17 protein-coding genes are annotated in these 21,424 nt (G+C 60.8%); 12 read left to right on the plus strand and 5 right to left on the minus strand.

Annotated elements, in window-relative coordinates:
* Positions 1-68: 68 nt before the first annotated feature.
* From OEZ71_RS00095 to OEZ71_RS00135, 9 genes are all read left to right on the plus strand, one after another.
* Positions 69-2,528 carry an FAD-dependent oxidoreductase gene (locus OEZ71_RS00095; RefSeq protein WP_263737896.1) on the plus strand — a complete coding sequence of 820 codons (2,460 nt, stop codon included), beginning with the start codon at positions 69-71 and terminating at the stop codon, positions 2,526-2,528.
* Positions 2,525-3,628, plus strand: coding sequence for a mandelate racemase/muconate lactonizing enzyme family protein (locus OEZ71_RS00100; protein WP_263737897.1), 1,104 nt, complete (start codon positions 2,525-2,527; stop codon positions 3,626-3,628). Before OEZ71_RS00095 ends, OEZ71_RS00100 begins: the two co-directional genes overlap by 4 nt.
* Positions 3,629-3,637: 9 nt before the next feature.
* Positions 3,638-4,912, plus strand: coding sequence for an aspartate aminotransferase family protein (locus tag OEZ71_RS00105; protein ID WP_263737898.1), 1,275 nt, complete (start codon positions 3,638-3,640; stop codon positions 4,910-4,912).
* Between the two features lie 145 nt (positions 4,913-5,057).
* Positions 5,058-5,810 carry a cytochrome c biogenesis CcdA family protein gene (locus OEZ71_RS00110; RefSeq protein ID WP_263737899.1) on the plus strand — a complete coding sequence of 251 codons (753 nt, stop codon included), beginning with the start codon at positions 5,058-5,060 and terminating at the stop codon, positions 5,808-5,810.
* 401 nt (positions 5,811-6,211) lie between these two features.
* On the plus strand, positions 6,212-6,985 hold the full coding sequence (gene rfbF, locus OEZ71_RS00115) for a glucose-1-phosphate cytidylyltransferase (protein ID WP_263737900.1): 774 nt from the start codon (positions 6,212-6,214) through the stop codon (positions 6,983-6,985).
* Positions 6,982-8,067, plus strand: a complete 1,086-nt coding sequence (gene rfbG, locus OEZ71_RS00120; protein ID WP_263737901.1) for a CDP-glucose 4,6-dehydratase — start codon at positions 6,982-6,984, stop codon at positions 8,065-8,067. The genes rfbF and rfbG overlap by 4 nt, the downstream gene beginning before the upstream one ends.
* On the plus strand, positions 8,054-9,313 hold the full coding sequence (locus tag OEZ71_RS00125; RefSeq protein ID WP_263737902.1) for a class I SAM-dependent methyltransferase: 1,260 nt from the start codon (positions 8,054-8,056) through the stop codon (positions 9,311-9,313). The genes rfbG and OEZ71_RS00125 overlap by 14 nt, the downstream gene beginning before the upstream one ends.
* Positions 9,310-10,185, plus strand: coding sequence for an NAD-dependent epimerase/dehydratase family protein (locus tag OEZ71_RS00130; protein WP_263737903.1), 876 nt, complete (start codon positions 9,310-9,312; stop codon positions 10,183-10,185). Before OEZ71_RS00125 ends, OEZ71_RS00130 begins: the two co-directional genes overlap by 4 nt.
* Positions 10,182-10,607: a GtrA family protein gene (locus tag OEZ71_RS00135; protein ID WP_263737904.1), complete on the plus strand. Its 426-nt coding sequence runs from the start codon at positions 10,182-10,184 to the stop codon at positions 10,605-10,607. The genes OEZ71_RS00130 and OEZ71_RS00135 overlap by 4 nt, the downstream gene beginning before the upstream one ends.
* 9 nt (positions 10,608-10,616) lie before the next feature.
* Here the strand turns inward: OEZ71_RS00135 and OEZ71_RS00140 are convergent, their stop codons facing one another.
* The 3 genes from OEZ71_RS00140 to OEZ71_RS00150 form a co-directional block, all read right to left on the minus strand.
* A complete protein-coding gene (locus tag OEZ71_RS00140; protein WP_263737905.1) occupies positions 10,617-11,849 on the minus strand; it encodes a PepSY-associated TM helix domain-containing protein in 1,233 nt (410 codons plus the stop codon).
* Between the two features lie 64 nt (positions 11,850-11,913).
* Positions 11,914-13,734, minus strand: coding sequence for a hypothetical protein (locus OEZ71_RS00145; RefSeq protein WP_263737906.1), 1,821 nt, complete (start codon positions 13,732-13,734; stop codon positions 11,914-11,916).
* A 115-nt stretch (positions 13,735-13,849) separates the two neighbouring features.
* Entirely contained in the window at positions 13,850-14,812 is a 963-nt protein-coding gene (locus tag OEZ71_RS00150) for a UbiA family prenyltransferase (protein WP_263737907.1), read from the minus strand.
* 276 nt (positions 14,813-15,088) lie between these two features.
* Between OEZ71_RS00150 and OEZ71_RS00155 the strand changes: the two genes are divergently transcribed.
* From OEZ71_RS00155 to OEZ71_RS00165, 3 genes are read left to right on the plus strand one after another with little or no spacing between them, the layout of a single operon-like run.
* Positions 15,089-16,123 (plus strand): glycosyltransferase family 2 protein, encoded by a 1,035-nt coding sequence (locus OEZ71_RS00155; RefSeq protein ID WP_263737908.1) that lies wholly within the window; start codon positions 15,089-15,091, stop codon positions 16,121-16,123.
* Positions 16,123-16,530 (plus strand): GtrA family protein, encoded by a 408-nt coding sequence (locus OEZ71_RS00160; protein ID WP_263737909.1) that lies wholly within the window; start codon positions 16,123-16,125, stop codon positions 16,528-16,530. Before OEZ71_RS00155 ends, OEZ71_RS00160 begins: the two co-directional genes overlap by 1 nt.
* Positions 16,531-16,550: 20 nt before the next feature.
* The gene (locus OEZ71_RS00165) at positions 16,551-17,882 is read left to right on the plus strand and encodes an NAD(P)/FAD-dependent oxidoreductase (protein ID WP_263737910.1); all 1,332 of its coding nucleotides are present in this window, start codon (positions 16,551-16,553) and stop codon (positions 17,880-17,882) included.
* A gap of 2 nt (positions 17,883-17,884) precedes the next feature.
* On the opposite strand, the gene OEZ71_RS00170 is transcribed toward OEZ71_RS00165, so the two are convergent.
* Together OEZ71_RS00170 and OEZ71_RS00175 are read right to left on the minus strand one after the other, a co-directional pair.
* Positions 17,885-19,288 carry an arylsulfotransferase family protein gene (locus OEZ71_RS00170; protein ID WP_263737911.1) on the minus strand — a complete coding sequence of 468 codons (1,404 nt, stop codon included), beginning with the start codon at positions 19,286-19,288 and terminating at the stop codon, positions 17,885-17,887.
* A 97-nt stretch (positions 19,289-19,385) separates the two neighbouring features.
* A complete protein-coding gene (locus OEZ71_RS00175) occupies positions 19,386-21,248 on the minus strand; it encodes a type VI secretion system contractile sheath small subunit (RefSeq protein WP_263737912.1) in 1,863 nt (620 codons plus the stop codon).
* Positions 21,249-21,424: the final 176 nt, after the last annotated feature.

Genomic DNA, 21,424 nt, shown 5'->3' on the forward strand with positions numbered 1-21,424 from the left:
TTGACGATGGTATAACTGTCCCATTAGCCTGTCGAGAGGAAACGCGACTCATCTCAGGAAAATTCAGAATGTCGGAACGCGCTCTGCCCTCCACCGCCCGCGTCGTCATCATCGGTGGCGGGATCATGGGCTGCGGCCTTGCCTATCACCTCGCCCATGCGGGCTGGACCGACGTCGTCCTTCTCGAAAAGGCGGAGCTGACCTCGGGCTCCACCTGGCATGCGGCAGGGCAGATCACGCATTCGACCTCAAGCTACGGCCTTGGCAAATGCGTGGGTTACAACATCGATCTCTATTCCAAGGTGCTGGAGGCCGAGACCGGGCAGTCGGTGACCTGGCATGGCTGCGGATCTCTGCGGCTTGCCTATACCGATGACGAGCTCGACTGGCTCCAACAGACCATCTCGGTCGGCAAGGGTCTGGGCTTCCCGATGGAGATCGTGGGGCCGGCCCGAATCCGCGAACTGCACCCGTTCTACAACCTCGATGGCGTCAAGGCGGCCTTGCATACGCCCGACGACGGCCATGTTGATCCCGCGGGGGCCGCCTTCGCGCTGGCAAAGGGCGCGCGGCAACTCGGCGTGAAGGTTATCCGCCGTTGCCGGGCGACAAATGTAACTCAACAGCCGAACGGCGAATGGCTGGTGGAGACCGAGCAGGGAAACATCACCTGCGAACACGTCGTCAACGCCGGTGGCACCTACGCGCGCCAGGTCGCGCTATGGTCGGGCTACGACCTGCCCGCCACCTCGATGACGCATCACTACTTCATCACCGACACGGTGCCGGAGTTCCAGGCGCTCGACAAGGAACTGCCGGTTGTCCGCGATGACCGGCTGGTGTCCGGCTATATCCGCATGGAGCAGAGGAAGGGCCTGATCGGCATTTACGAGAAAGCCAATCCGAACACGGTGTGGGAATATCACTGCCCCTGGGAGGCGGAGAACGAGCTTTTCGAGCCCGACTATGACCGGGTCATGCCCTGGCTGGAAAACGCCATGGACCGGATGCCGATTCTCGCCGAGCTTGGCATCACCCGCGAAGTCCACGGCGCAATCTCGCATCCGCCCGACGGCAACCCGCTGATCGGCCCGGCGCCGGGGCTGAAGAACTACTGGTGCTGCTGCGGCACCCAGATCGGCATCGGTTGGGGGCCGGGGCTGACGCGGGAACTGGCGCACTGGATCATCTCGGGCACGCCCGAGATCAACATGCGCGAATTCGACCCGCGCCGCTTCGGTCCCTTTGCCGACCAGAAATACCAGATCACCAAGGCGAAGGAGGACTACCTGCTCCGCCACGAAATCCCGTTCCCGTTCTTCAACCGTCTCGACGCGCGGCCGGTGAAGCCCTCGGCGCTCTATGACGACCTCAAAGCCGAAGGCGCGGTCTTCGAGGAGGTCTATGGCCACGAGCGCCCGCGCTGGTTCGCGCCGGAAGGCACGGAGGCGAAGGACGTCTACGGCTTCCGCCGCACGAAGCTCCACAACATCGTCGGCGCCGAGGTCCGCGCGGTGCGCGAGCGCGCCGGGATCATGGACATCTCGGCCTTCTCGAAGGTCGAGGTCTCGGGCCCGGATGCGGCGGCGTTCCTCGACCGGCTGGTGCCGAACAAGCTGCCCGGCGTGGGCCGGATCGGCCTCACGCATCTTCTGAACGACAACGGCCGGATCGAGCTTGAGACAACCGTTGTCCGGCTCGCGGAAGACCGACTCTACCTCGTCTGCGCGGCCTTCTTCGAACAGCGGCTGGTCGATTACCTGACCTTCGCGAAGGCCGGTGAGGACGTCACCATCACCAACCGCTCGACCGACTGGGGTGCCTTGGCGCTGAACGGCCCGAAGGCGCGCGATATCCTCGGGGCCTGCACCGGGGCGGACCTGACGAATACCGGCTTCAAGTGGATGACCGCGCAGGAGCTCGCGGTCGGCGGTCACGAGGTATGGGCCTTCCGCATGTCCTATGCAGGCGAGCTTGGCTGGGAGTTTCATGGCAACCGTGTTGCGATCCTCGGCGCGTTCCGTGCTCTGAAGGCGGCGGGCAAGGCGTATGGGATGGCCAACTACGGCTCCTTCGCGATGAACGCGATGCGGATGGAAAAGGCCTTCAAGGGCGCGGGCGAACTCACGAACGAAGTGACGCTGCCCGAGGCCGACGTCATGCGCTTCGTGCGGCTCGACAAGGCGTTCCGCGGCAAGGCGGCGACCGAAGCGGCGGCGGCGAAGCCACTTCGCTGGGTCTGCGCTTATCTCGAAGTCGCGGACGATGGCCGCTCGGACGGCAATGGCGGCGAAGCCGTGCTCGCGGGCGGCAAACAAGTCGGTACCGTCAGCTCGATCGCCTTTGGCCACTCCGTCGGCAAACTTCTTGCCTTCGCCTATCTGAAGGCGGACCATGCCGAACCGGGCATGGAACTTGAGGTCGTTATCATGGGCGAGCCGCGCCGCGCCAAGGTTCTCGGCGAACCTGCCTATGATCCCGAAAGCCAGCTTCCCCGCGGTGAAGCCTTGCAGGCGGTTCCGGCATGAAGATCACCCGGCTCACGCTCTGGGACGTGCCGCTGACGAGCCACGTCGCCTACCACATGGCAGGGGGCAAGACCTGCGACACTGTCGCCTCAGTTGTTCTGCGCGTCGACACCGATGCAGGCGTCGAAGGCTGGGGCGAGGTCTGCCCGATCCCGCATTACCTGCCCGCCTATGCCGAGGGCGTGCGACCGGCGCTGGAATACCTGGCGCCAGTGGTGATCGGCGCCGATCCGGTGGGGGCTGAGGCGTTGATGAGCCGTGCCGATGTCTGGCTGCAAGGCCATCCCTATGCCAAATCGGCACTCGACATCGCGCTTTGGGACATCACCGGGAAGGTGGCAGGTCTGCCGCTTCACGCCCTCTTGGGCGGGCGGCAGATGGCGGACATGCCGCTCTATCACTCGATCACCTGCATCGCGCCGGAGGAGATGGCGCGGATCGCGAAAGAAGCGCAGCGGCAGGGGATCACCCAGTTCCAGGTCAAGCTCGGCGCCGATGGCGACTGGCGGGCCGATGTGGCGCGGCTGCGCATGGTCCGCGAGGCGGTGGGCGAAGGCCCCCTTGTCTACGGCGACTGGAATTGCGGCGCCACAAGGCTCGACGCGACGCGGGTCGGCAAGGCCGTCGCGGGCATGGACGTGATGCTGGAGCAGCCCTGCGCGACGCTGGAGGAATGCGCCGCCGTCCGCGCAGCCACGGGCCTGCCGATGAAAATCGACGAGAACGGGCATGACACGGCCTCGCTCCTGAAGGCGTATGAACTTGGCTGCATGGATGCGGTCGCGCTGAAGCTCTCGAAGTTCGGCGGGCTCAGCCCGACGCGGCGCGCGCGCGATCTCTGCCTGCATCTCGGCGCGAAGATGTGCGTCGAGGATACCTGGGGCTCGGATGTCACCACCTCGGCGCTCCTCCATCTCGCCGCCGCGACGCCGGAGCGGATGCTTCTGAACACCTGCGACCTCTCGGGCTATGTCGGCCCGCGCCTCGACCCCAAGGCACCCGCGCGCCGGGCGGGCCGCATCGCCCCGCCGGAGGGGCCGGGCCTCGGCGTCGCGCCGGACAGTGACATTCTCGGCCAGCCAATGGCCGTCATCGACTAGGAGATCGACATGCTCGACAAGACTCCGATGCAAACCCTCGCCGAGCGCGCCCGCGCGGTGCTGCCAGCCGGTGGGTTCGGCAATTTCGACCCCTCGGTCTTTATCCGCGAGGGCAGGGGGGCTCGTGTCTGGGATGAGGACGGGAACGAATATGTCGATTACCTGATCGGCTCCGGCCCGATGCTCTTGGGCCACGGTCATCCGGAGGTGCTGGAGGTGGTGGTCGAGCAACTGCCGAAGGGCATGACCTTCTTCGCCAACAACGCCGCTGCCGTGGAACTGGCCGAGGAGATCTGCCGCGCCGTCGCTTGCGCCGAGCAGGTGCGGTTCCTCTCTTCGGGCGGCGAGGCGGATATGTACGCGATGCGGCTTGCCCGCGCTTATACGGGGCGCGACAAGATCCTGAAGTTCGAGGGCGGCTATCACGGCATGTCGGCGGAGGCGCAGATGAGTCTCGCGCCTAGCCGGCTCGTGAACTTCCCGCAGGCCCTGCCCGACAGCGCCGGCATCCCCGAGTCGGTTCGGGGTGAGATGCTGATCGCGCCGTTCAACGATCCGGACTATCTCGAAAGCCTGCTGAAAGAACATGGGACCGACGTGGCGGGCATCATCGTCGAACCGCTGCAACGGATCATCCCGCCCGCGCCCGGCTTTCTGCAGGCGGTGCGTGACCTTTGCGACCGCTACGGCATCGTCCTGATCTTCGACGAGGTCGTGACCGGGTTCCGCTTCGCCTATGGCGGCGCGCAGGAGGCTTACGGTGTCACGCCCGACCTTTGCACACTTGGCAAGATCATCGGCGGTGGTTTCCCGCTGGCGGCAGTGGCGGGCCGCAAGGACATCATGGACCATTTCGACAAGACGATTGTCGGGGCCGACCGATGGCTGATGATGCTCGGTACGCTCTCAGGCAACCCGGTTGCGGCCGTTGCCGGGCTGAAGACGATGGAGATTCTGCGCCGCGACGGGGCTTATGACACACTGCGCGCCCACGGCGAGCGGTTGCAGAAGATGTTCTCCAGCCACCTGGACGCCGCTGATGTCGCGCATCGGATCGTCGGCCACCCGACGCTCTTCGATATCGTCTTCACCGACCGGGATATCCGCACCTATCGCGACGTGCTGGCCGCGGATGCGAAGAAGGGCGCGGCCTTCAATGCGGTGCTGCGCGAGAACGGCGTCTTCAAATCACCCGGCAAGCTCTATCCCTGCCTCGCCCTGACCGAGGCCGATTTCGAACTTACCGAAACAGCCATCCTGACAGCCGCGACGGCGATCGCCTGAATCGCATCACACCTACCAGAGAACAAATAGGATCAAGCCCATGAAGGCACCCGGACGCCCGGACGGCGTCGCAAAAACGATCTTGTGAGCAGGTGTGACGCGATGTCCCGTGACGCCGCATGGAGGATCGGCTAAGGCTGGTTTCATGTTGGAAACCGGCATCATAGACGCAGGCTTTGCTCTCGCGGCGCTGATCGCGCTCTTTGCGGGTGTTCTATCATTCCTCAGCCCCTGTGTCCTGCCGATCGTGCCGCCCTATCTCGCTTATATGGGCGGGATCAGCATGAGCGAACTGCAGGGCGACAGGGCAGGGCGGCGGCGCACGCTTCTTGCGGCCTTGTTCTTTGTCCTTGGCCTTTCGACGGTCTTTCTGCTGCTCGGAGCCGCTGCATCCGCGTTCGGACGGATGATCACGCCATGGATGGACTGGTTCAATACCGGCGCCGGGATCGTGGTGATGGTGTTCGGGGCACATTTTCTTGGCGTTATCACGCTGCCTTTCCTGAACCGCGAAGCCAGGCTGGACGCCGGTGACCAGGGCGGATCGGCCTTTGGCGCATATATTCTCGGGCTTGCTTTCGCCTTCGGTTGGACCCCCTGTATCGGCCCGCAGCTTGGCATGATCCTGTCTTTGGTAATCGACGACGCCTCGGTGACGCGCGGAACGGCGCTGCTCGCGGTCTATGCGGCCGGTCTCGGTCTGCCCTTCCTGATCGTCGCGGCGTTCCTGCCGCGCCTGACCGGTTTCATGGCGCTCCTCAAACGGCATATGGAGCGCATCGAGCGGATCATGGGCCTTCTCCTCTGGACCATCGGACTGCTGATGCTTACCGGCGGCTTCAGCCAGTTCTCCTACTGGCTTCTGGAAACCTTCCCGGCTCTGGCCCTCGTCGGCTGAGTCGTCGGAGCGAACACCGGCAGCGGCACGCCGAGATCATAGGCCCCTAAATGTCCGCAATACATGCAAAATCACCTGCCTGGCCGGTATTGTTGCGGGTCCTGCGGATGGATCGCGTGTTTCCTAACGTAGGGTATTCCCGGCTTTGTCCACTCTGGCGTTCTGATGTATCGTCTTCACGCCGGTCATCGGGTGCAGGGAGTGTGTCCGAGGTTGCGGCAGCGGCCCGATCAGTTGCACGGTGGCGGTTTAGTCTTTTCGCGGAGGACGTTTTTGCGAAATGCTTGAAGCCCGGGCAGAACGTCATCGACAAGATATTACGATACCGCGGATAGTTGACAGCATGACGGACGGTTGGTCCGCGACGACACGACCGGGTGCTTGGGAAAGGTGATTGCAGAATGAAATGCGTTATTCTGGCGGGGGGGCTTGGAACCCGGCTGAGCGAGGAAACCGTACGCATTCCCAAGCCGATGGTTGAGATCGGCGGGCATCCGATGCTGTGGCATATCATGAAGATCTACAGCGCCCATAACATCAACGATTTCATCATCTGCCTTGGCTACCGCGGCTATGTGATCAAGGAGTATTTCGCCAACTATTACCTTCATAACTCCGACGTCAGTTTTGATCTGCGCTCGGGCCAGATGGAGGTACACCGAACCGCCTCGGAACCCTGGCGCGTGACGCTCGTAGATACCGGGCAGAATTCCATGACCGGCGGGCGGCTCGCACGAGTGATGCCGTTTCTGAAGGATGAGGAAGCGTTCTGCCTGACCTATGGCGACGGAGTTGGTGATGTCGACATCACCGCTCTGGTGGACTTTCATCGCGCGCATGGAAAGATGGCCACCGTCACCGCTGTGCCACCGCCCCGGCGTTTTGGTCAGTTGCGTCTCGATGGCAATCGAGTCTCGGATTTCTCTGAAAAGCCGATCGGCGAGGGCGGGCTGATCAACGGTGGCTTTTTCGTTCTCTCACCCGGGGTAGGGAAGTATCTGGACGGTGACCAAACCGTTTGGGAGCAGGCGCCGCTGCGCCAGCTTGCCGAGCAGGGTGAGCTTTGCGCCTACGAACACCGCGGTTTCTGGCAGCCGATGGACACGGTGCGTGAACGTCAAGAACTGGAAGAACATTGGGCTGCCGGCGACGCGCCCTGGAAGGTCTGGGCGTGAACCGGTCGTTCTGGAAAGGCAGGCGGGTTTTCGTCACCGGCCATACCGGCTTCAAGGGTGCCTGGCTCGCGATCTGGCTGCGCCGCATGGGGGCCGAGGTCACGGGTTATGCGCTGCCCCCTGAGGGCACGCCGAACTTGTGGTCGTTGCTGGGGCAGATCGACATTGGCTCGGTTACTGCTGACCTGAATGATCGCGATGCGCTTCAGGATGCGCTCGGTGCGGCGCGGCCAGAGGTCATCCTGCATCTCGCCGCGCAAGCCTTGGTGCGGCGCAGCTATCGCGACCCCGTCGGGACCTTTGCCTCCAATGTGATGGGCACCGTCAACCTGCTTGATGCGGCTAGAGCCTGTCCGGACTTGCGCGCCGTGGTGATTGCGACCTCCGACAAGGCCTATGAAAACACTGAACAGATATGGGGCTATCGCGAAGGCGACGCACTTGGCGGGCGTGATCCGTATTCGGGGTCGAAGGGTGCCGCCGATATCGCGGCCTCCTCGATGGCACGCAGCTATTTCCTTCCCGGAAACCCTTCCGGCCATCCGGCGCGCGTTGCGATCGTGCGCGCGGGCAACGTCATCGGCGGCGGCGACTGGTCCGAAGATCGGCTGGTTCCCGACATCGTGCGGGGCTGTCTTGGCCCGGAAGGCAGGGTCACTCTGCGCGCGCCACGGTCGGTGCGGCCATGGCAACATGTGCTTGAGCCCCTGCGCGGCTATCTGATGGTCGCCGAACGTCTGGTCGCGGGCGATGATCTCGCGGCTACAGGGTGGAACTTTGGCCCGGATCGTCGCGATGAACGCGCCGTGGTCGAAGTGGCCGAGGCAATGGTCGCAGCCCTCGGCTGCGGTCGGCTGGACATTGCCCCTGCAGGCCAGGATCTGCACGAGGCAAGAGTGCTCCGTCTCGACTCCACTCGCGCCGAACGCGAACTTGGCTGGCGTCCGGTGACCGGCTTTGGTGACTGTGTCCGCCTGACCGCAGACTGGTATGCCGGTTGGGCAGCGGGCCGCGCGGCCTCCGAACTCTGCGACGCGCAGCTTAACGAGTATGAGGAGTTATTGTCCGATGACCGTTGTTGACCCAAACGTCGTGGCCCATTGCCGCTGCCGCAACTGTGGAGCTGACCTTTCCTTGACACTTGTCGATCTCGGTATCTCGGCGGTGTCGAATTCCTACGTACCGATCGGCCGCGCGGCGGAGCCCGAGCCGGTCTTCCCATTGCACGCAAGGGTCTGTGAAAACTGTTGGCTGGTGCAACTTGACACAGACGTACCGGCTGAGCGGATCTTTACCGGGGACTATGCCTACTTCTCGTCCTTCTCCGACAGCTGGCTCGCCCATTGCGCCCGTTATGTCAGCGCGATGATCAAGCGGCTCGACCTCGGACCTGAAAGTCTGGTGATCGAGATCGCATCGAACGACGGCTATCTTCTCAAGAACTTTGTGGCCGCGGGCATCCCGGTTCTCGGGATCGAACCTTCCGGTTCGGTCGCGGCAGCCGCCGAAAAGATCGGCGTGCCGACACTGGTGGAGTTCTTCGGTGCGACACTCGCCCGGCGGCTTGTCCATGAAGGCAGGCGACCCGACCTGATCTGTTCGGCCAATGTGCTGGCCCATGTCCCCGATATCGACGATTTCGTCGCGGGCGTTGCCGAACTTCTGACCGGCGACGCGGTGTACACAGTCGAGTTCCCCCATCTGCTGCGGCTCATCGAAGAGGTGCAGTTCGACACGATCTACCACGAACACTATTCCTACCTGTCTCTCCTCGCGGTCGAGGGGATCTTTGCCAAACACGGTCTGCGCGTCTTCGACGTGGAGCAACTGCCGACCCATGGGGGCTCACTCCGGGTCTATGGCTGCCGGAATGAGGCGAGCCATGCCGAGGGGCAGGGGGTGGCCAAGGTCCGCGCCGACGAGGCGGCGGCACATCTGAACAGCGCCGAGGGCTATCAGGGCTTTTCCGAACGCTGCGAGGCCGTCCGCGATGGTCTGCGCAAGTTCCTCGAACGGGCCCGCGCCGATGGCAAACTGGTCGCGGCCTATGGAGCTGCCGCCAAGGGAAATACGCTCCTCAACTATTGCGGCATCGGTCCCGATCTCATCTCCTATTGCGTCGACCGAAATCCGGCCAAGCAGGACACGCTCCTTCCCGGCAGTTCCATTCCCGTCTTCGACGTGCCGAAACTCGTCGATCTGCCGCCCGATTTCGTGCTCATCCTGCCCTGGAACCTGAAATCCGAGATTATTGCCCAGCTCAAGCAGATGGGCCTCAACAATACGCGCTTTGTCACAGCGGTACCATCGATCAAGATCACGGCATGACCCGTAAACGCGTTCTTCTGACAGGTGCGTCCGGTCTGATCGGACGCCAGACCGCCGCCGCGCTTGCCGCGCGCGGCTTTGATGTCATCCCGGTATCCCGGCGCGGCCCGGGCCTGCGCGGCCATCTGCTGGCCGACCCCGAGGCGGTGGCAACTGCCGCGCGTGCCGATCACATGTTGCACCTCGCCTGGCATGACAGGCCCGACCGAATGAACGCGCCGGCCAATCTCGACTGGGTAGGCGCCAGTCTTCGGCTCCTCAGCGCGTTTGCCGCGGCCGGCGGCAGGCGGGCAGTGATGGTCGGCAGTTGCGCCGAATACGATTGGCAGGGGCCGGGGCGGATGGATGAGACAACGCCCCTCCGCCCGGCGTCGATCTACGGTGCCGCCAAGGCGGCAACGTCGCTTGCCGCAGTGGCCGGGGCGCGGACACTCGGCCTGTCGCTCGCCTGGGCGCGGCCCTTCTTCTGTTACGGTCCCGGGGAACCCGAAGGTCGGCTGATCGGCGATCTGGTCCGGGGGCTGCTTGCTGGTCGGCCGGTCGATTGCACTGACGGTCTTCAACGCCGTGATTACCTGCACACTGCCGATCTGGGCAGGGCTTTGGCCGAACTCATGGAAAGCCCCGTAGAAGGCCCGGTGAATATCGGCTCGGGCGATGCCATCGCGGTGCGCGATCTCGTCGGCGCATTCGCCCGGGCCGCTGGACGCGAAGATCTGATCCGGCTTGGCGCGATTGCGCGCAGGCCCGATGATCCACCCCTGATCGAGGCGGATGTGACCCGGCTGCGCGACGAGGTCGGCTTCACACCGCATTATGATCTGGAAAGCGGCGTGCGCGCCGTTCTGAAGGCCGAGGGGATGCGCGTATGATCCTTGCCCTTCAGGAGCGCCCGGGCCTCTGGCGATTTGTAAAATTCCTCTTCGTCGGCGTCGTGAACACCGCGTTTGGCTGGGTGATCTACGCGCTGCTTCTGCGCATTGGTGGACTACCCTGGCAACTGTCGCTGGCGCTGGCCTACGTGATCGGCGTCATGTGGAACTTCATCACGCATGCCCGCATCGTCTTCAAGACAAAGGGCTTCGGTCGCCTGCCGGCCTATATCCTCGCCTATGTCGCAGCCTTCGCTCTGAACAAATGGGTGCTGAGCCTTCTCATCGCGGCGGGATTGTCGGAACTTTGGTCACAGGCACTGCTGCTGCCTCCCATGGCCATCGTGACCTTCTTCCTGATTTCCTATGTCCTGACTGACGAGATACCACTTGTCACTGGACGCCGGGGCAGGGGCAGTTGACGCCTATTGTTACGTGAAGAGGAGGATGTAGAGCATATTGCCGAGGCCCCAGGCAATCAGACCGACCGACAGCCAGGCACCCGACCCGTAGGGTCCCATCGCGCGCCAGGTCCGTCCGAAGGCCGAACGCGCGGGCCCGGTCGGACGCTTCGCCTCCATTGCACTCAGGCGCTTGGCATTGATGACAATTCCGAAAACAGCCAGCGCCGTCAGCGCGATGCCAAAACCGGTATACAGGATCTTGGTTGTCAAACCGCCCCAGAGCCCGAAGTGAATCGGATCGGCGGCGGCGGAGATACGCTGATGCAGGGACAGGTCCTCGGCTCGCTGGATCCCCACGATGTTTAATGTCTCGGGGTCGATATGAATCGAATTCTGCCGCTCGGTCACCAGAATAGCGGTTGCCTGCCCCAAGACCACGATCGACTCGAATTTCGCCCGGGGGAGACGGACTTCGGACACCACTTGACTTGGCATAGCTTCCGCCGCGATCTGTATCGCCGCGTCTAACCTGGCACCGTCGAATGCGTCCGGCAGGAGGGTTTCACGTCTCTCCGTCCGGAAGTTTGCCTCGGTTTGCACGCCCAACCCGGCGGCTTCCGCGAAGTACCACAACGATGTGAGTGCCATGGGAACGAAAAATACCAATGACCAGACCGCGATCAGACGGTGTAGACCGCTGAAGAAGGCGCGGCTGCTGCCGGACCGGCGCGGCAAGCGAAAAAAGCCGGTCCAGAACCGGCGATAGGTCATAATGCCCGCGATAATCGCAACCGTCAGCGGCAGCGCGAAAACCGATACAAGTAATCTGCCTTTTCTACCCTCAACGAACAGACGTTCATGCAGTTGCAGCATGATAGCATGAAACTTGTGACGATTGGCGTACCCCAACACCTGCCCATTATAAGGATTGACCAATAAGCCACGATCCCCTTTGCTATCCGGTTCCAATACAACGACGAGATCGCTGATGGACGCATCCTCGGATCTAACCATGCGCACTACAGAACGTCCCGGATTGTCGGCAACTATCGCATCGTATACGCGACCCCAACTCACCTTCCCGCCGGGCGTGGGGTCAATGTGACTCCGGGAATCCAGCACCCTGTCGATCTCATGAGAAAAAACAAGCAGCGTACCGGTCAGGAACATGAAAGCGAGAAACAGCGACGCGGTGAGGCCGAAGATTGAATGAATCCTGTGCCAATTGATACGGCTGCGTGGTCGATCTGGCATGGTCATGTTCCCCTGAAAAGCCGTTGCACTCTAACCGTTTGATCGCCGTTCACAATAACGCCCCCGATCATCAGCGCGCCTTCGGCCGCAGCAGCACTTCGCGGCCGAAGGGTTCGGGCAGGTTTTCCAGTTCGTAATATTCACGCAGATAAGCGCCAGTTGTCCTGTCACGCGCATCTTGAAGCAATCGGGCCTCTAGATCGACCTGAGTGAAATGCACCGAAGTCAGCCAACTACCCAGCCAAGGGATCAGGGCAAGCTCACTTTCTTTCTGCTTGGTCTCGCCTTCGAACACGCGGAGATAGTCGGCTCGCGTCATCACCACAAAGGCGTCGCGGTGACGTTCAAGAAACTCCGCGCCCGGGTTCGGCAGTTCGGAATACATCAACGCGTCGAGCGGGAAGTATTCGGAACAGGCGCCGATCCGTGGCGCAACCATCCATGCGGTTCCGTAATAAAGAACCGGCCGGTCCGTACGCGCAGGGTCAGCAAGATAGCGGCCGATCGCAGACAGTTTAGCATTTGGTTTGGTATGCTCTTCTTCGGCGGTTGGGCCTCGGAATTCCCCCGGCGCGAACTCGACCGTCCGGGCCCCGCTCAGCACATCCTCCGCCCCGCGCAGATATGCCCGTGCATAGCGTTTGCTGGAACTATGAATCCCAAGCAAATAACTCAATCCAGCAATCGCGATCAAGATCACGCCGGCTTTTCGCATTTGCGGGCTGATGGAGACCGCCAGAGAGTTGAGCGGCAGGAGAAAAGCGAAGAACAACGCTGTGAACGCCGCCCCAAGGTGCCAGTGATCGGCACGTGTAAGGCCGCTTTTCAACGCGACAAGCGTAAAACCAAACGCCCCGACGAGGAAGAGATCACCCATCGACGCACCCTGACGGAAGCGGGTCATTGCCCCGCCGACGGCGAGGCAGGCGAGCGTCATCAGTGTAAACAGCGCGACCGAATTCAGTGTCCAGTGAAATGCAAAGCTCACATGGCCCTGCGACATCACGCCAACGACCCGTTTCATCGTCTCGATGTAATGGGGCCAGTCCGGTCCCAGCATCGCATAGATACCGGCCGCCCAAACCACCAGCGCGCCGAGTGCGATCACCGGCCCGCTGACCAGCGCCCGGCGGCGGTTGGGGCCGAGCAGCAGGACCCCGTACATAAGCCCGATACCAAAAAGCGCGGCAGCGGCGTATTCATGCGAATACGTGGCATACAGCCCGATGAGGACGGCGACCGCGACATTCATGCGGAAATCGAAGGGGCGCATGGCCGCTAGAAGCAGCGCGAACACTGCCAAAAGCCGCCGGAGTGCACTCCAGTTTACACCCAGTAGCGTGTCGACCAGGAAGGGCAGCACAAGAAGAAAGACCAAGTACCGGCGCCGCCGATCAGCGATGGCCAGTTGCAGCACAGCCATCAGAACCGTGAACTGCACCGCCTCCTGCATTGCGAGGAAGCTGAAGTAAGATGTCACCGAAACACCAAAAACCTGTCCCCACCACCAGAGTGAATAGATCATTGCCGGACCGTAGAGGAACTCGAAATCCTTGAACGGTATTTGACCGCAAACCATACGAAAGAGCGCGGTGATGAACCCGTGATCTTCGGTTATGGGGGCGTAACGGGCTAGGAATACCGGGAAATAGGCCAGGAAGAAGAGCGCAAATACTGCCACCAGTTCCCAGATAACGAACCGCCCGCAGCCGAGCGCGGGTTCCGGGGCGGCCATATGGGCTTTGCCCGATAAGGCCGCCGACAGGATCAGGATCAGCGACCAGAGCAGTACGACCGAATAGGCAAGGGGCGCATTGTAGCCAAGGGCCAGCGCCGCGCTGACAACTTCTGTCTCGGGGTTGGCCACGACAAGCCGGGGCACAAACGCCAACAATACAAGATAACCGCCTAATCCGGTCATCACTGCGAGAGGCAGCCGTCTAATAATTCCCGTCATTCCGGCTGTTCCCATATGGCCCCATCATCGCGCAGAAACATGACAAGCCTTACCGGAAAGGCGCCGATGCTGCGACCCACACGCTGATCCCGATTGCCACCAGACAAATCTGGCTCGCACGGTCGCGGAAGGCAAACACGATCGGATCGTCGTGCATATTGCCGCGATGGGCAACCATGACCATTCGGGTGATCCAGAAGAAAAGGATCGGACAGATTGCAAGAAGCGCCGCGCGGAAGGGATAAAGCTCCGCCACGGTATGCGACTCGATATAGAGCGCCATCACCAGAACGGCGACGTAACCGGCCGAGATTCCGATCTGCGAGATCAGCGGCAGGTCCTCCACCCGGTACCCCCGGCCTGCCGCCGCGCTCTTGCCCCGGCTCAGGCCATCGACGAGTTCAGCCTGCCGCTTGACCGCTGCCAGCGCCGAGAAGAAAAAGCCCGAAAAGGCCAGAAGCCAGACCGAGAGGCCGATTTCCGTTGCAGCGGCACCAGCCAGAATCCTTGTCGTATAAAGCCCCGCCAGCAGCCAGATGTCGAGGATCGGTTGGCGCTTGATCACCAGCGAATAGGCAAGGGTCGCGGCGTAGTAACCGGCTGCCACCAGTGCCAGAAGAAGGCTTGTCCAGATTGCCAGTGTGAAGCCCGCGACCAGCAGGGCTGCGGCCATCCACCTGCCGTGGGCCAACGGGACCAAGCCAGAGGCGATGGGGCGGAAGCGTTTGCGGGGATGGGCCCGATCGACCTCAATATCCATAAGATCGTTCAATACGTAAACGCTTGATGCGATCAGGCAGAAAGACGCAAAGGCGATGAGGCTTTGCGTGAATGTCGCCATATCAAGCTGGTGGGCTGCCAACATAGGTACGAATACCAATAGGTTCTTGACCCATTGATGGGGACGGATTTCCTGCAGATAAGTCAGAAGGACGGAGCGCGTGCCTGCCGCGGTATCCTTTTTACCGACCAATACCTTGCTCCAACTCGCCTGAAACCGAGAATGCCCCATCGGTCTTCATCGCATCAACGGCCTCCAGTTTCATTGCGCGAGAGACGTTTGGCAACCGGAACATGGGCGGTGCCAGCCCAAGGTCCACTTTCAAAGCATTCCATGCGACTTTCGATGACGGAGCCGAAACAATGTCGTGCCGCGCAAACCGGTGTTGACCCCGAAGTATCATCGGGCAACTTTCATCGCCCGAGGTCTTGGATGCGGTAGAAAGGCCTTGCAGTTCAGCCTATTGTGGCAAGGATTTATTAGCACAGCCGTTCAGGACGTATTGATATGGGCATCTCGACCCCGGAAGACTTGCAAGGCGCCCCCCGGGGCAATCGTCCGGCAAATCCGCTGATTTCGGTGATCGTGCCGTGTTATAATGAAGAAGAAGTCATTCACTACACTCATGAACGGCTGACCAATGTACTGGGCGGTGCGGGCCTCAAATACGAAATCATCTATGTCGATGACGGCAGTTCCGACCTCACTGCACTGAAGCTGCGCGACATCCAGAGCGGTACCGACAATGTCGGTGTGGTTCGGCTGTCGCGGAATTTCGGCCATCAGGTCGCTGTAACAGCCGGTCTGGATTATGCCGACGGCGACGCCGTCGTCCTGATCGACGCCGACCTTCAGGATCCGCCGGAGCTCATTGCCGATATGGTGGACAAATGGCGGCAAGGCTATGATATTGTTTACGGAGTGCGTACAACCCGCGAGGGCGAAACGGCATTCAAGCTCTGGACCGCAAAAGCCTTCTATCGCTTCATCAATCTTCTGTCCGAAGTGCCGCTGCCGCTCGATGCGGGTGACTTCCGGCTGATCGACCGCGCCGCCGCCGACGCGCTCAGGCTGATGCGCGAACGCCACCGGATGATCCGGGCGATGGCGTCTTGGGTGGGCTTCCACCAGACAGCACTTCCCTATGAGCGCGAAAAGCGTTTCGCGGGGGTATCGAAATACCCGTTGCGCAAGATGATCCTGCTGGCCTTGGACGGTGTTGTTTCCTTCTCGGTCGTGCCGCTGCGCATGGTGACGCTCGTTGGCATGACGCTTTTCCTTTTTTCGATCATCGGCATAATCTATGCACTGATTTCGCGTCTGATGACCGATATCTGGGTGCCCGGCTGGACACTCCTCTTCATCTCGTCGCTGATGCTTGGCGGGTTGCAACTCGTCTTTCTCGGGATAATCGGGGAATATGTCGGACGCATCTATGGCGAGGCCAAACAGCGACCGCTCTTCCTGGTGATGGAGGTTCTGGGCCCCGACCGATTCCGCCACAGGGAACAGACCCTGCGCGACAAGGCGCGTCAGACGTGATGCTGCAAAAACTGGTGTCATTCCTGCCGCCCGAGCTTCGGCAATTCGCGCTCTATGTGGTCTGCGGCGGCAGCGGCGTGGCGCTCGATTTCGGGCTGTACTCGGCGCTCGTCGCGTCCGGCACATGGCATCACGCGGCCAACATCGCGGGTTACGCGGCCGGAACACTGCTCAGCTTCATCCTGAACCGCGCGATCACCTTCGGCGTATTGGATGCCGCCTTGCGGCGGCTCGCGATTTTCGTTGGTGTCGCCGGGATCGGTTATCTCTCCTCCACAGGCGTTCTCCTCGTGCTGATCGACCTGATGCAGGTCAATCCGTTCGTGGCCAAGGCGGCCTCGATCATCGTGGTGATCGCGGTCCAGTACACGCTGAACGCCCGCGTCACCTTTCGTCGTAGCGAGTAAATGCAGGGAGCCCGCGCCCCATGAGCGAGACCAAGATCTACGATTGCGCCGTGATCGGCGGCGGATTCACCGGGCTCGCGGCGGCGGCGGATCTGGCCAAGAAGGGTCGGTCGGTGATCGTGCTGGAAAAAGAGGCTGAACTGGGCGGGCTTGCCGCCGGATTCGACGTTGGCGGATACGAACTGGAGCGGTTCTACCATCATTGGTTCACCTCCGACCGCCATATCTCGGACCTCGCCGCGCAGGTGGGCGTTGCCGACCAGATCGTCTTCCGCGCCTCGTCGACGGGAATGTATTACGCGGGGAAAAGTTTCCGCCTCTCCACGCCCTTCGACTTGCTGAAATTCGACGCGATCCCGCTTTTCGACCGGATCCGCACCGGCTTTGCCACGCTCGCCGTGCGCCGGGTGAAGGACTGGCAGCGGCTGGAGGCGCTGACGGCCAAGGAATGGCTGATCCGGCTATTCGGCAAGAAGGCTTACAAGGTGATCTGGGAGCCGCTGCTGATCGGCAAGTTCGGCCGTTACGCCGAACAGATCTCGGCGGTCTGGTTCTGGAACAAGCTGACGCTCAGAGGCGGCAGCCGCGGGTCTGGCGGGGCCGAGGAACTGGCCTATTTCAAGGGCGGCTTTGCCCGGCTTGCACGTGAGGTCGGGGCTTATGTCGAACGTCAGGGGGGGCGGGTTGCGACCGGGGCAGGGGTGGCCGGCATCGCGCCCGGGGATGACACGATCCGGCTCGACACGGAAATCGGGCCGGTCAGGGCACGCTGCGTCCTTGTGACCACGCCTCTGCCGCTGGCCGCCGATCTCATGGCAAACCATGTCGCGCCGTCTTATGCCGACAGCCTGAAGGCGATCGAGTATCTCGGCAATGTATGCCTTGTACTGGAACTCGACCGTTCGCTTTCAGAGCTTTACTGGATCAATATCAACGATCCCGATTTCCCCTTCGTCGGTGTCATCGAACACACGAATTTCGAACCGACCGACTCTTATGGCGGGCGCCATATCGTCTATCTCTCAAAATACCTGCCGACTGACGACCGGCTGTTCGGGATGAGTGCGGATGAGATGCTCGACTTCGCCACGCCGCATATCCAGCGCATGTTCCCCGACTTCCAGACCGACTGGGTAAAGCGCCATCACCTGTGGAAGGCCGACCACGCCCAGCCGATCGTCGTGCGGCACTATTCCCGCCTGATCCCGGACTTCGAGACGCCCATGGCCAATGTCTTCCTTGCCTCAATGGCGCAGGTCTATCCGGAAGACAGGGGCACGAACTATGCTGTGCGGGAGGGTAAGAAGGCGGCCGCCGAAATCCACCGGCGGCTGTCAGGGCAGGGCGGGTGAAGTCAGTTTCCACACGCCGCCGATTTAGCGGCGTTCTTCACCTTGTCGCCCAGAACTCTAGAGACGTACCGACTCCAGTTCAGCATATAAGAGCGCCCATCGGAGCCTCCGTTTATATACTCAGCGGCCAATACACCGTCAGAAGAAAAAATTACGATTCGACCAAAGTTGGTTTCTTCGATCATGACGTAACCATTTGGCAACAAGTCATAAAGGCCCTCGGTATCCGTTTTGATTTCATATTTTTTAAATTTATCCTGCCACAAATAATTAACTGAATCCTTACTAAAATCATAAACAGCAATTCTATTAAAATCATTAGGATGTGTTTTCACAACGTCCGGGTGGAGATGGTTGTCGAAAATATAAATCTGGGAATCCGAAATGATATCAACATCATGTTGCACAATCCACGGCCCCGACTTCAACCACACAATTTTACCCGCGGATGGACGAAATAATGCAACCGTTGATTTGTTGCGCATACTTAAAAAAATATCTCCTGCCTTCCAAAATTTTCCATCCTTCATGACAGGTTGCACGTCATTCAGGTGAAGTGGATCCGCGTGATAGTCTTCGTTCATGCCAGCCAGAAGATATTTGTACCCTGAGCGTTCGAGAATTTTAGTCAGATCAAATTTGGCAAGTGTTTCACCCTCCGGAGAAATTTTGTAGATTGCCTCGTTATAGTAGCCTTCGCCGCGCGATTTGTTCGCTTTGGCTTCGGGTTCTGACAGATACCCTGGCGACCATATATCGCCATTTTCATCAATATTGTTAGAATGGTGAAAAATCGTTGGATTCACCCAAACCTTACGGCTGCACACATCAATTCGAGCAAGTGGTGAGTTGTGATTTTTTACTAGGAGATCTCCATTCTGGAAAACCAATGGGTGTACTGGGCGGAATGTTTTATTGGAGATCTTTTCACTACAATAAGCACAAATTGGAATGTCTGCGAAGAGATCATTTGCATCGGGATTCCAAGTGTGAACGATTTCGAAGTTTCTGAGGTCCACGAGTTCGATATGTTGCTGATCCGCGTCCCCATCCACACGGCTCAGTAACAGGTAGCCGTCCAGTCCGGTCGTGTCGCCGGGTGCGCTCCATCCACTCCGGCCAAAGAATCTCACGCCGCCGTCGACGGCTGTCATTCTGTCTTTCTGTTTTGTCATCTTACGGATGGTGGAGGGTATCTCCGCCACTTTCAGCGCCACGACGCCTGCGGCGCCGAACTTGTCATGACCCAGCAGTTGGTTGCGAACCACCGCCCCGAAAAGCACGGTCAACCCGAGCATGACCGTGACCAGCAGGCCGACGAACCACAGCTCAACCTTGCGAAAAAGCAGGCGTTCCATAAATGACCGCCGTTCGTCTTCCATGTTCTCGCTTTTCCCCGGCGTCATGCCAGCCCCCGCCTTATTGATGTAAGGCCCGCTGTTTTCGTTACCCGCGTTTCCATCGCGGACGCTGCTCCGTTCTCTTTGCCGATTGCCTGACCGATCAGCGCATCGCCGACAGGCGCTTCGCATCCTGACGCGACAGCGGTTTCTGCCCCTTCAGCACGTCGTTGAAGTCGATCTCCTCGAGTTTACGTGTCGCGACCTTGCCCAGTTCCTCAACCAGTTTGTTGGCGTAGGGTGAAGCCGCCCTGACATAGACGAAATGCGTATATTCAGCTTCGACGCCATATTGATAGGGTATCTCGCCAACCGCGATCCAGTTGTCGCGCAACTCTCTCATCCGGTAATGCACCGATGCCTGCTGTTCGGCATCCGTCATCTTGTGCATGTAGGGCCCATAATCCGCAAAGGTTTCCGGGTTCAGCAGGATCTTCCGGGCATAAATGGTGGTCATCAGCGGGTCGTCTGCCGCGCTGACAGCGCCGGGACTCGCGGGCGGGTAGGGGCCAAGATATACATCCGGTTCAGCCCCCCAGATGTATTCCTCGCGCGCTAGCGGTGTTATCGGCGTCCGCCCCGAAAGCGTATTGTCGCACAACCCGACCGGGTCAATGAAGGACACTTTGCTGTCGAACGGAATGAAGCCGGCTGCATCATAGACGAGCGTGATCTCGGGACCGGCACCTGTCCGGAGAAGCGCGGCCGAGATAGGTTCGTAATGCATAATCTGAACGAGTGAGAACCATTTCGTATGGTGCCGCCGGTCGATCTGAAGCGGCACGGCCAAGGCGATGAGCACGATGATGGCCACAGCTCCGTACCCCGCGCGCGTGCCGCCAAGGCCTTGCAGGAACGCCGAAAGCCGGTCGAAGGCGCGCCCACGGGTCAGAAGCCATCCCGCACCGATCCAGAAGAAGGCCGCTACCGGATATTCGAACCGGCTGGAATAGTTCACCAGATGCGTGGTGGTGGTGTTGTAGAGCAGAAAGCAGGTCACCGGCACGACCAGCAGCGCGACCCGCGCCAGAGACCGGTTTTCGGCATCGGGACGCAGGGCCCGCCAATCGACAAAAGGCAGCAGGGTTATAAGGACCACACCGGAGGTCGCGGTTCCCTTCAGGAACCGCAAGACAGGCTCCAGCCCCGCCAGATCCGAGAGGTCCGCCCCCTTGATGTAGAAGGAATTCGGCAGAATGTAGCCGTAATAGCTGTATTTCCATGCCAGATAGGCGATGCCCGCGATGATCAGCAGCGCATAGGCGGTCACAAGCTGGTGCAGGAATTGCGGGTTGCGTCCCGACCGCCAGTCGCCAAGGGCGGCCAGGATCAGAACGGCGCCCTGACCCAAAAGATAGGGGGCGGTGTCGGGGCGGCACCAGAGACAGAGAAATCCGATCAGCACCAGCGCAAGCGCCCTTGCCCAGCCCGGCCGCGCCAGGAGGTTCAGGGCGGCCAGGAAACTCACCGATAAAAGAGCAATGGCCACGATCGTGTCCATCCCCGCATTCACATGAAGCGAAAAGTGCACGCCGCTCAGAAACAGTGCCAGGGGGAGCGCCATACCCAGCGCGAACTGCCCGGTTAGCCGCAATGTTATCCGCCAAAGCGCCACCAACAGCACGATGACCGAGACGGTGCTGATCGTATAGGCGATGGTCGCGACCGGCAGGCCCATGCGAAACCCGGCGGCGACCAGCAGGGTTTGCAGGAAGGAGGTCGATCCTTCGGTCGGCTCTCCGCCCTCGTTCCAGACGATGCCGAGCCCGCGGCTCAGATGTTCGGCAAAGCGGAAGGTGATATAGGCGTCATCGGGAAAGTAACCGCCGTATTTCAGCGACCGGTAGACCAGCACAAGGATTGCGAGGCCGATCAGTGGCCAAGCAAGATACGCCTTGCCGAACGATGATATGCGGGCCGGGTCGCCAGAACGTTCTCCCCCCCTGGGGGACAAAAAATCATTCATCAAATCCGCCTTCGTGACTATCCAGTTTGATCCGACCAGCGCGGCGATTAGAGCATAATCCTGTGGCCGTGGCACCCGGCCTTTGCCCTGGCCGCGATATTCGGTCGGGATCGGTTCTCAAGCAACAACAATGGGTTTGACGAAGCCGGTTCCGTTCCCGCCGTCGACGCAGCACC

Origin of the sequence: Albidovulum litorale (assembly GCF_025751495.1) — a bacterium.
Taxonomy (GTDB): Bacteria; Pseudomonadota; Alphaproteobacteria; order Rhodobacterales; family Rhodobacteraceae; genus Albidovulum; species Albidovulum litorale.

What these genes read in the sequence shown, in the direction of transcription:
- OEZ71_RS00095 (WP_263737896.1), top strand. Translation starts at nt 69, where the DNA reads ATGTCGGAACGCGCTCTGCCCTCCACCGCCCGCGTCGTCATCATCGGT.
- OEZ71_RS00100 (WP_263737897.1), top strand. Translation starts at nt 2,525, where the DNA reads ATGAAGATCACCCGGCTCACGCTCTGGGACGTGCCGCTGACGAGCCAC.
- OEZ71_RS00105 (WP_263737898.1), top strand. Translation starts at nt 3,638, where the DNA reads ATGCTCGACAAGACTCCGATGCAAACCCTCGCCGAGCGCGCCCGCGCG.
- OEZ71_RS00110 (WP_263737899.1), top strand. Translation starts at nt 5,058, where the DNA reads ATGTTGGAAACCGGCATCATAGACGCAGGCTTTGCTCTCGCGGCGCTG.
- rfbF (WP_263737900.1), top strand. Translation starts at nt 6,212, where the DNA reads ATGAAATGCGTTATTCTGGCGGGGGGGCTTGGAACCCGGCTGAGCGAG.
- OEZ71_RS00125 (WP_263737902.1), top strand. Translation starts at nt 8,054, where the DNA reads ATGACCGTTGTTGACCCAAACGTCGTGGCCCATTGCCGCTGCCGCAAC.
- OEZ71_RS00130 (WP_263737903.1), top strand. Translation starts at nt 9,310, where the DNA reads ATGACCCGTAAACGCGTTCTTCTGACAGGTGCGTCCGGTCTGATCGGA.
- OEZ71_RS00135 (WP_263737904.1), top strand. Translation starts at nt 10,182, where the DNA reads ATGATCCTTGCCCTTCAGGAGCGCCCGGGCCTCTGGCGATTTGTAAAA.
- OEZ71_RS00140 (WP_263737905.1), bottom strand. Translation starts at nt 11,849, where the DNA reads ATGACCATGCCAGATCGACCACGCAGCCGTATCAATTGGCACAGGATT.
- OEZ71_RS00150 (WP_263737907.1), bottom strand. Translation starts at nt 14,812, where the DNA reads ATGGGGCATTCTCGGTTTCAGGCGAGTTGGAGCAAGGTATTGGTCGGT.
- OEZ71_RS00155 (WP_263737908.1), top strand. Translation starts at nt 15,089, where the DNA reads ATGGGCATCTCGACCCCGGAAGACTTGCAAGGCGCCCCCCGGGGCAAT.
- OEZ71_RS00160 (WP_263737909.1), top strand. Translation starts at nt 16,123, where the DNA reads ATGCTGCAAAAACTGGTGTCATTCCTGCCGCCCGAGCTTCGGCAATTC.
- OEZ71_RS00165 (WP_263737910.1), top strand. Translation starts at nt 16,551, where the DNA reads ATGAGCGAGACCAAGATCTACGATTGCGCCGTGATCGGCGGCGGATTC.
- OEZ71_RS00170 (WP_263737911.1), bottom strand. Translation starts at nt 19,288, where the DNA reads ATGACGCCGGGGAAAAGCGAGAACATGGAAGACGAACGGCGGTCATTT.
- OEZ71_RS00175 (WP_263737912.1), bottom strand. Translation starts at nt 21,248, where the DNA reads ATGAATGATTTTTTGTCCCCCAGGGGGGGAGAACGTTCTGGCGACCCG.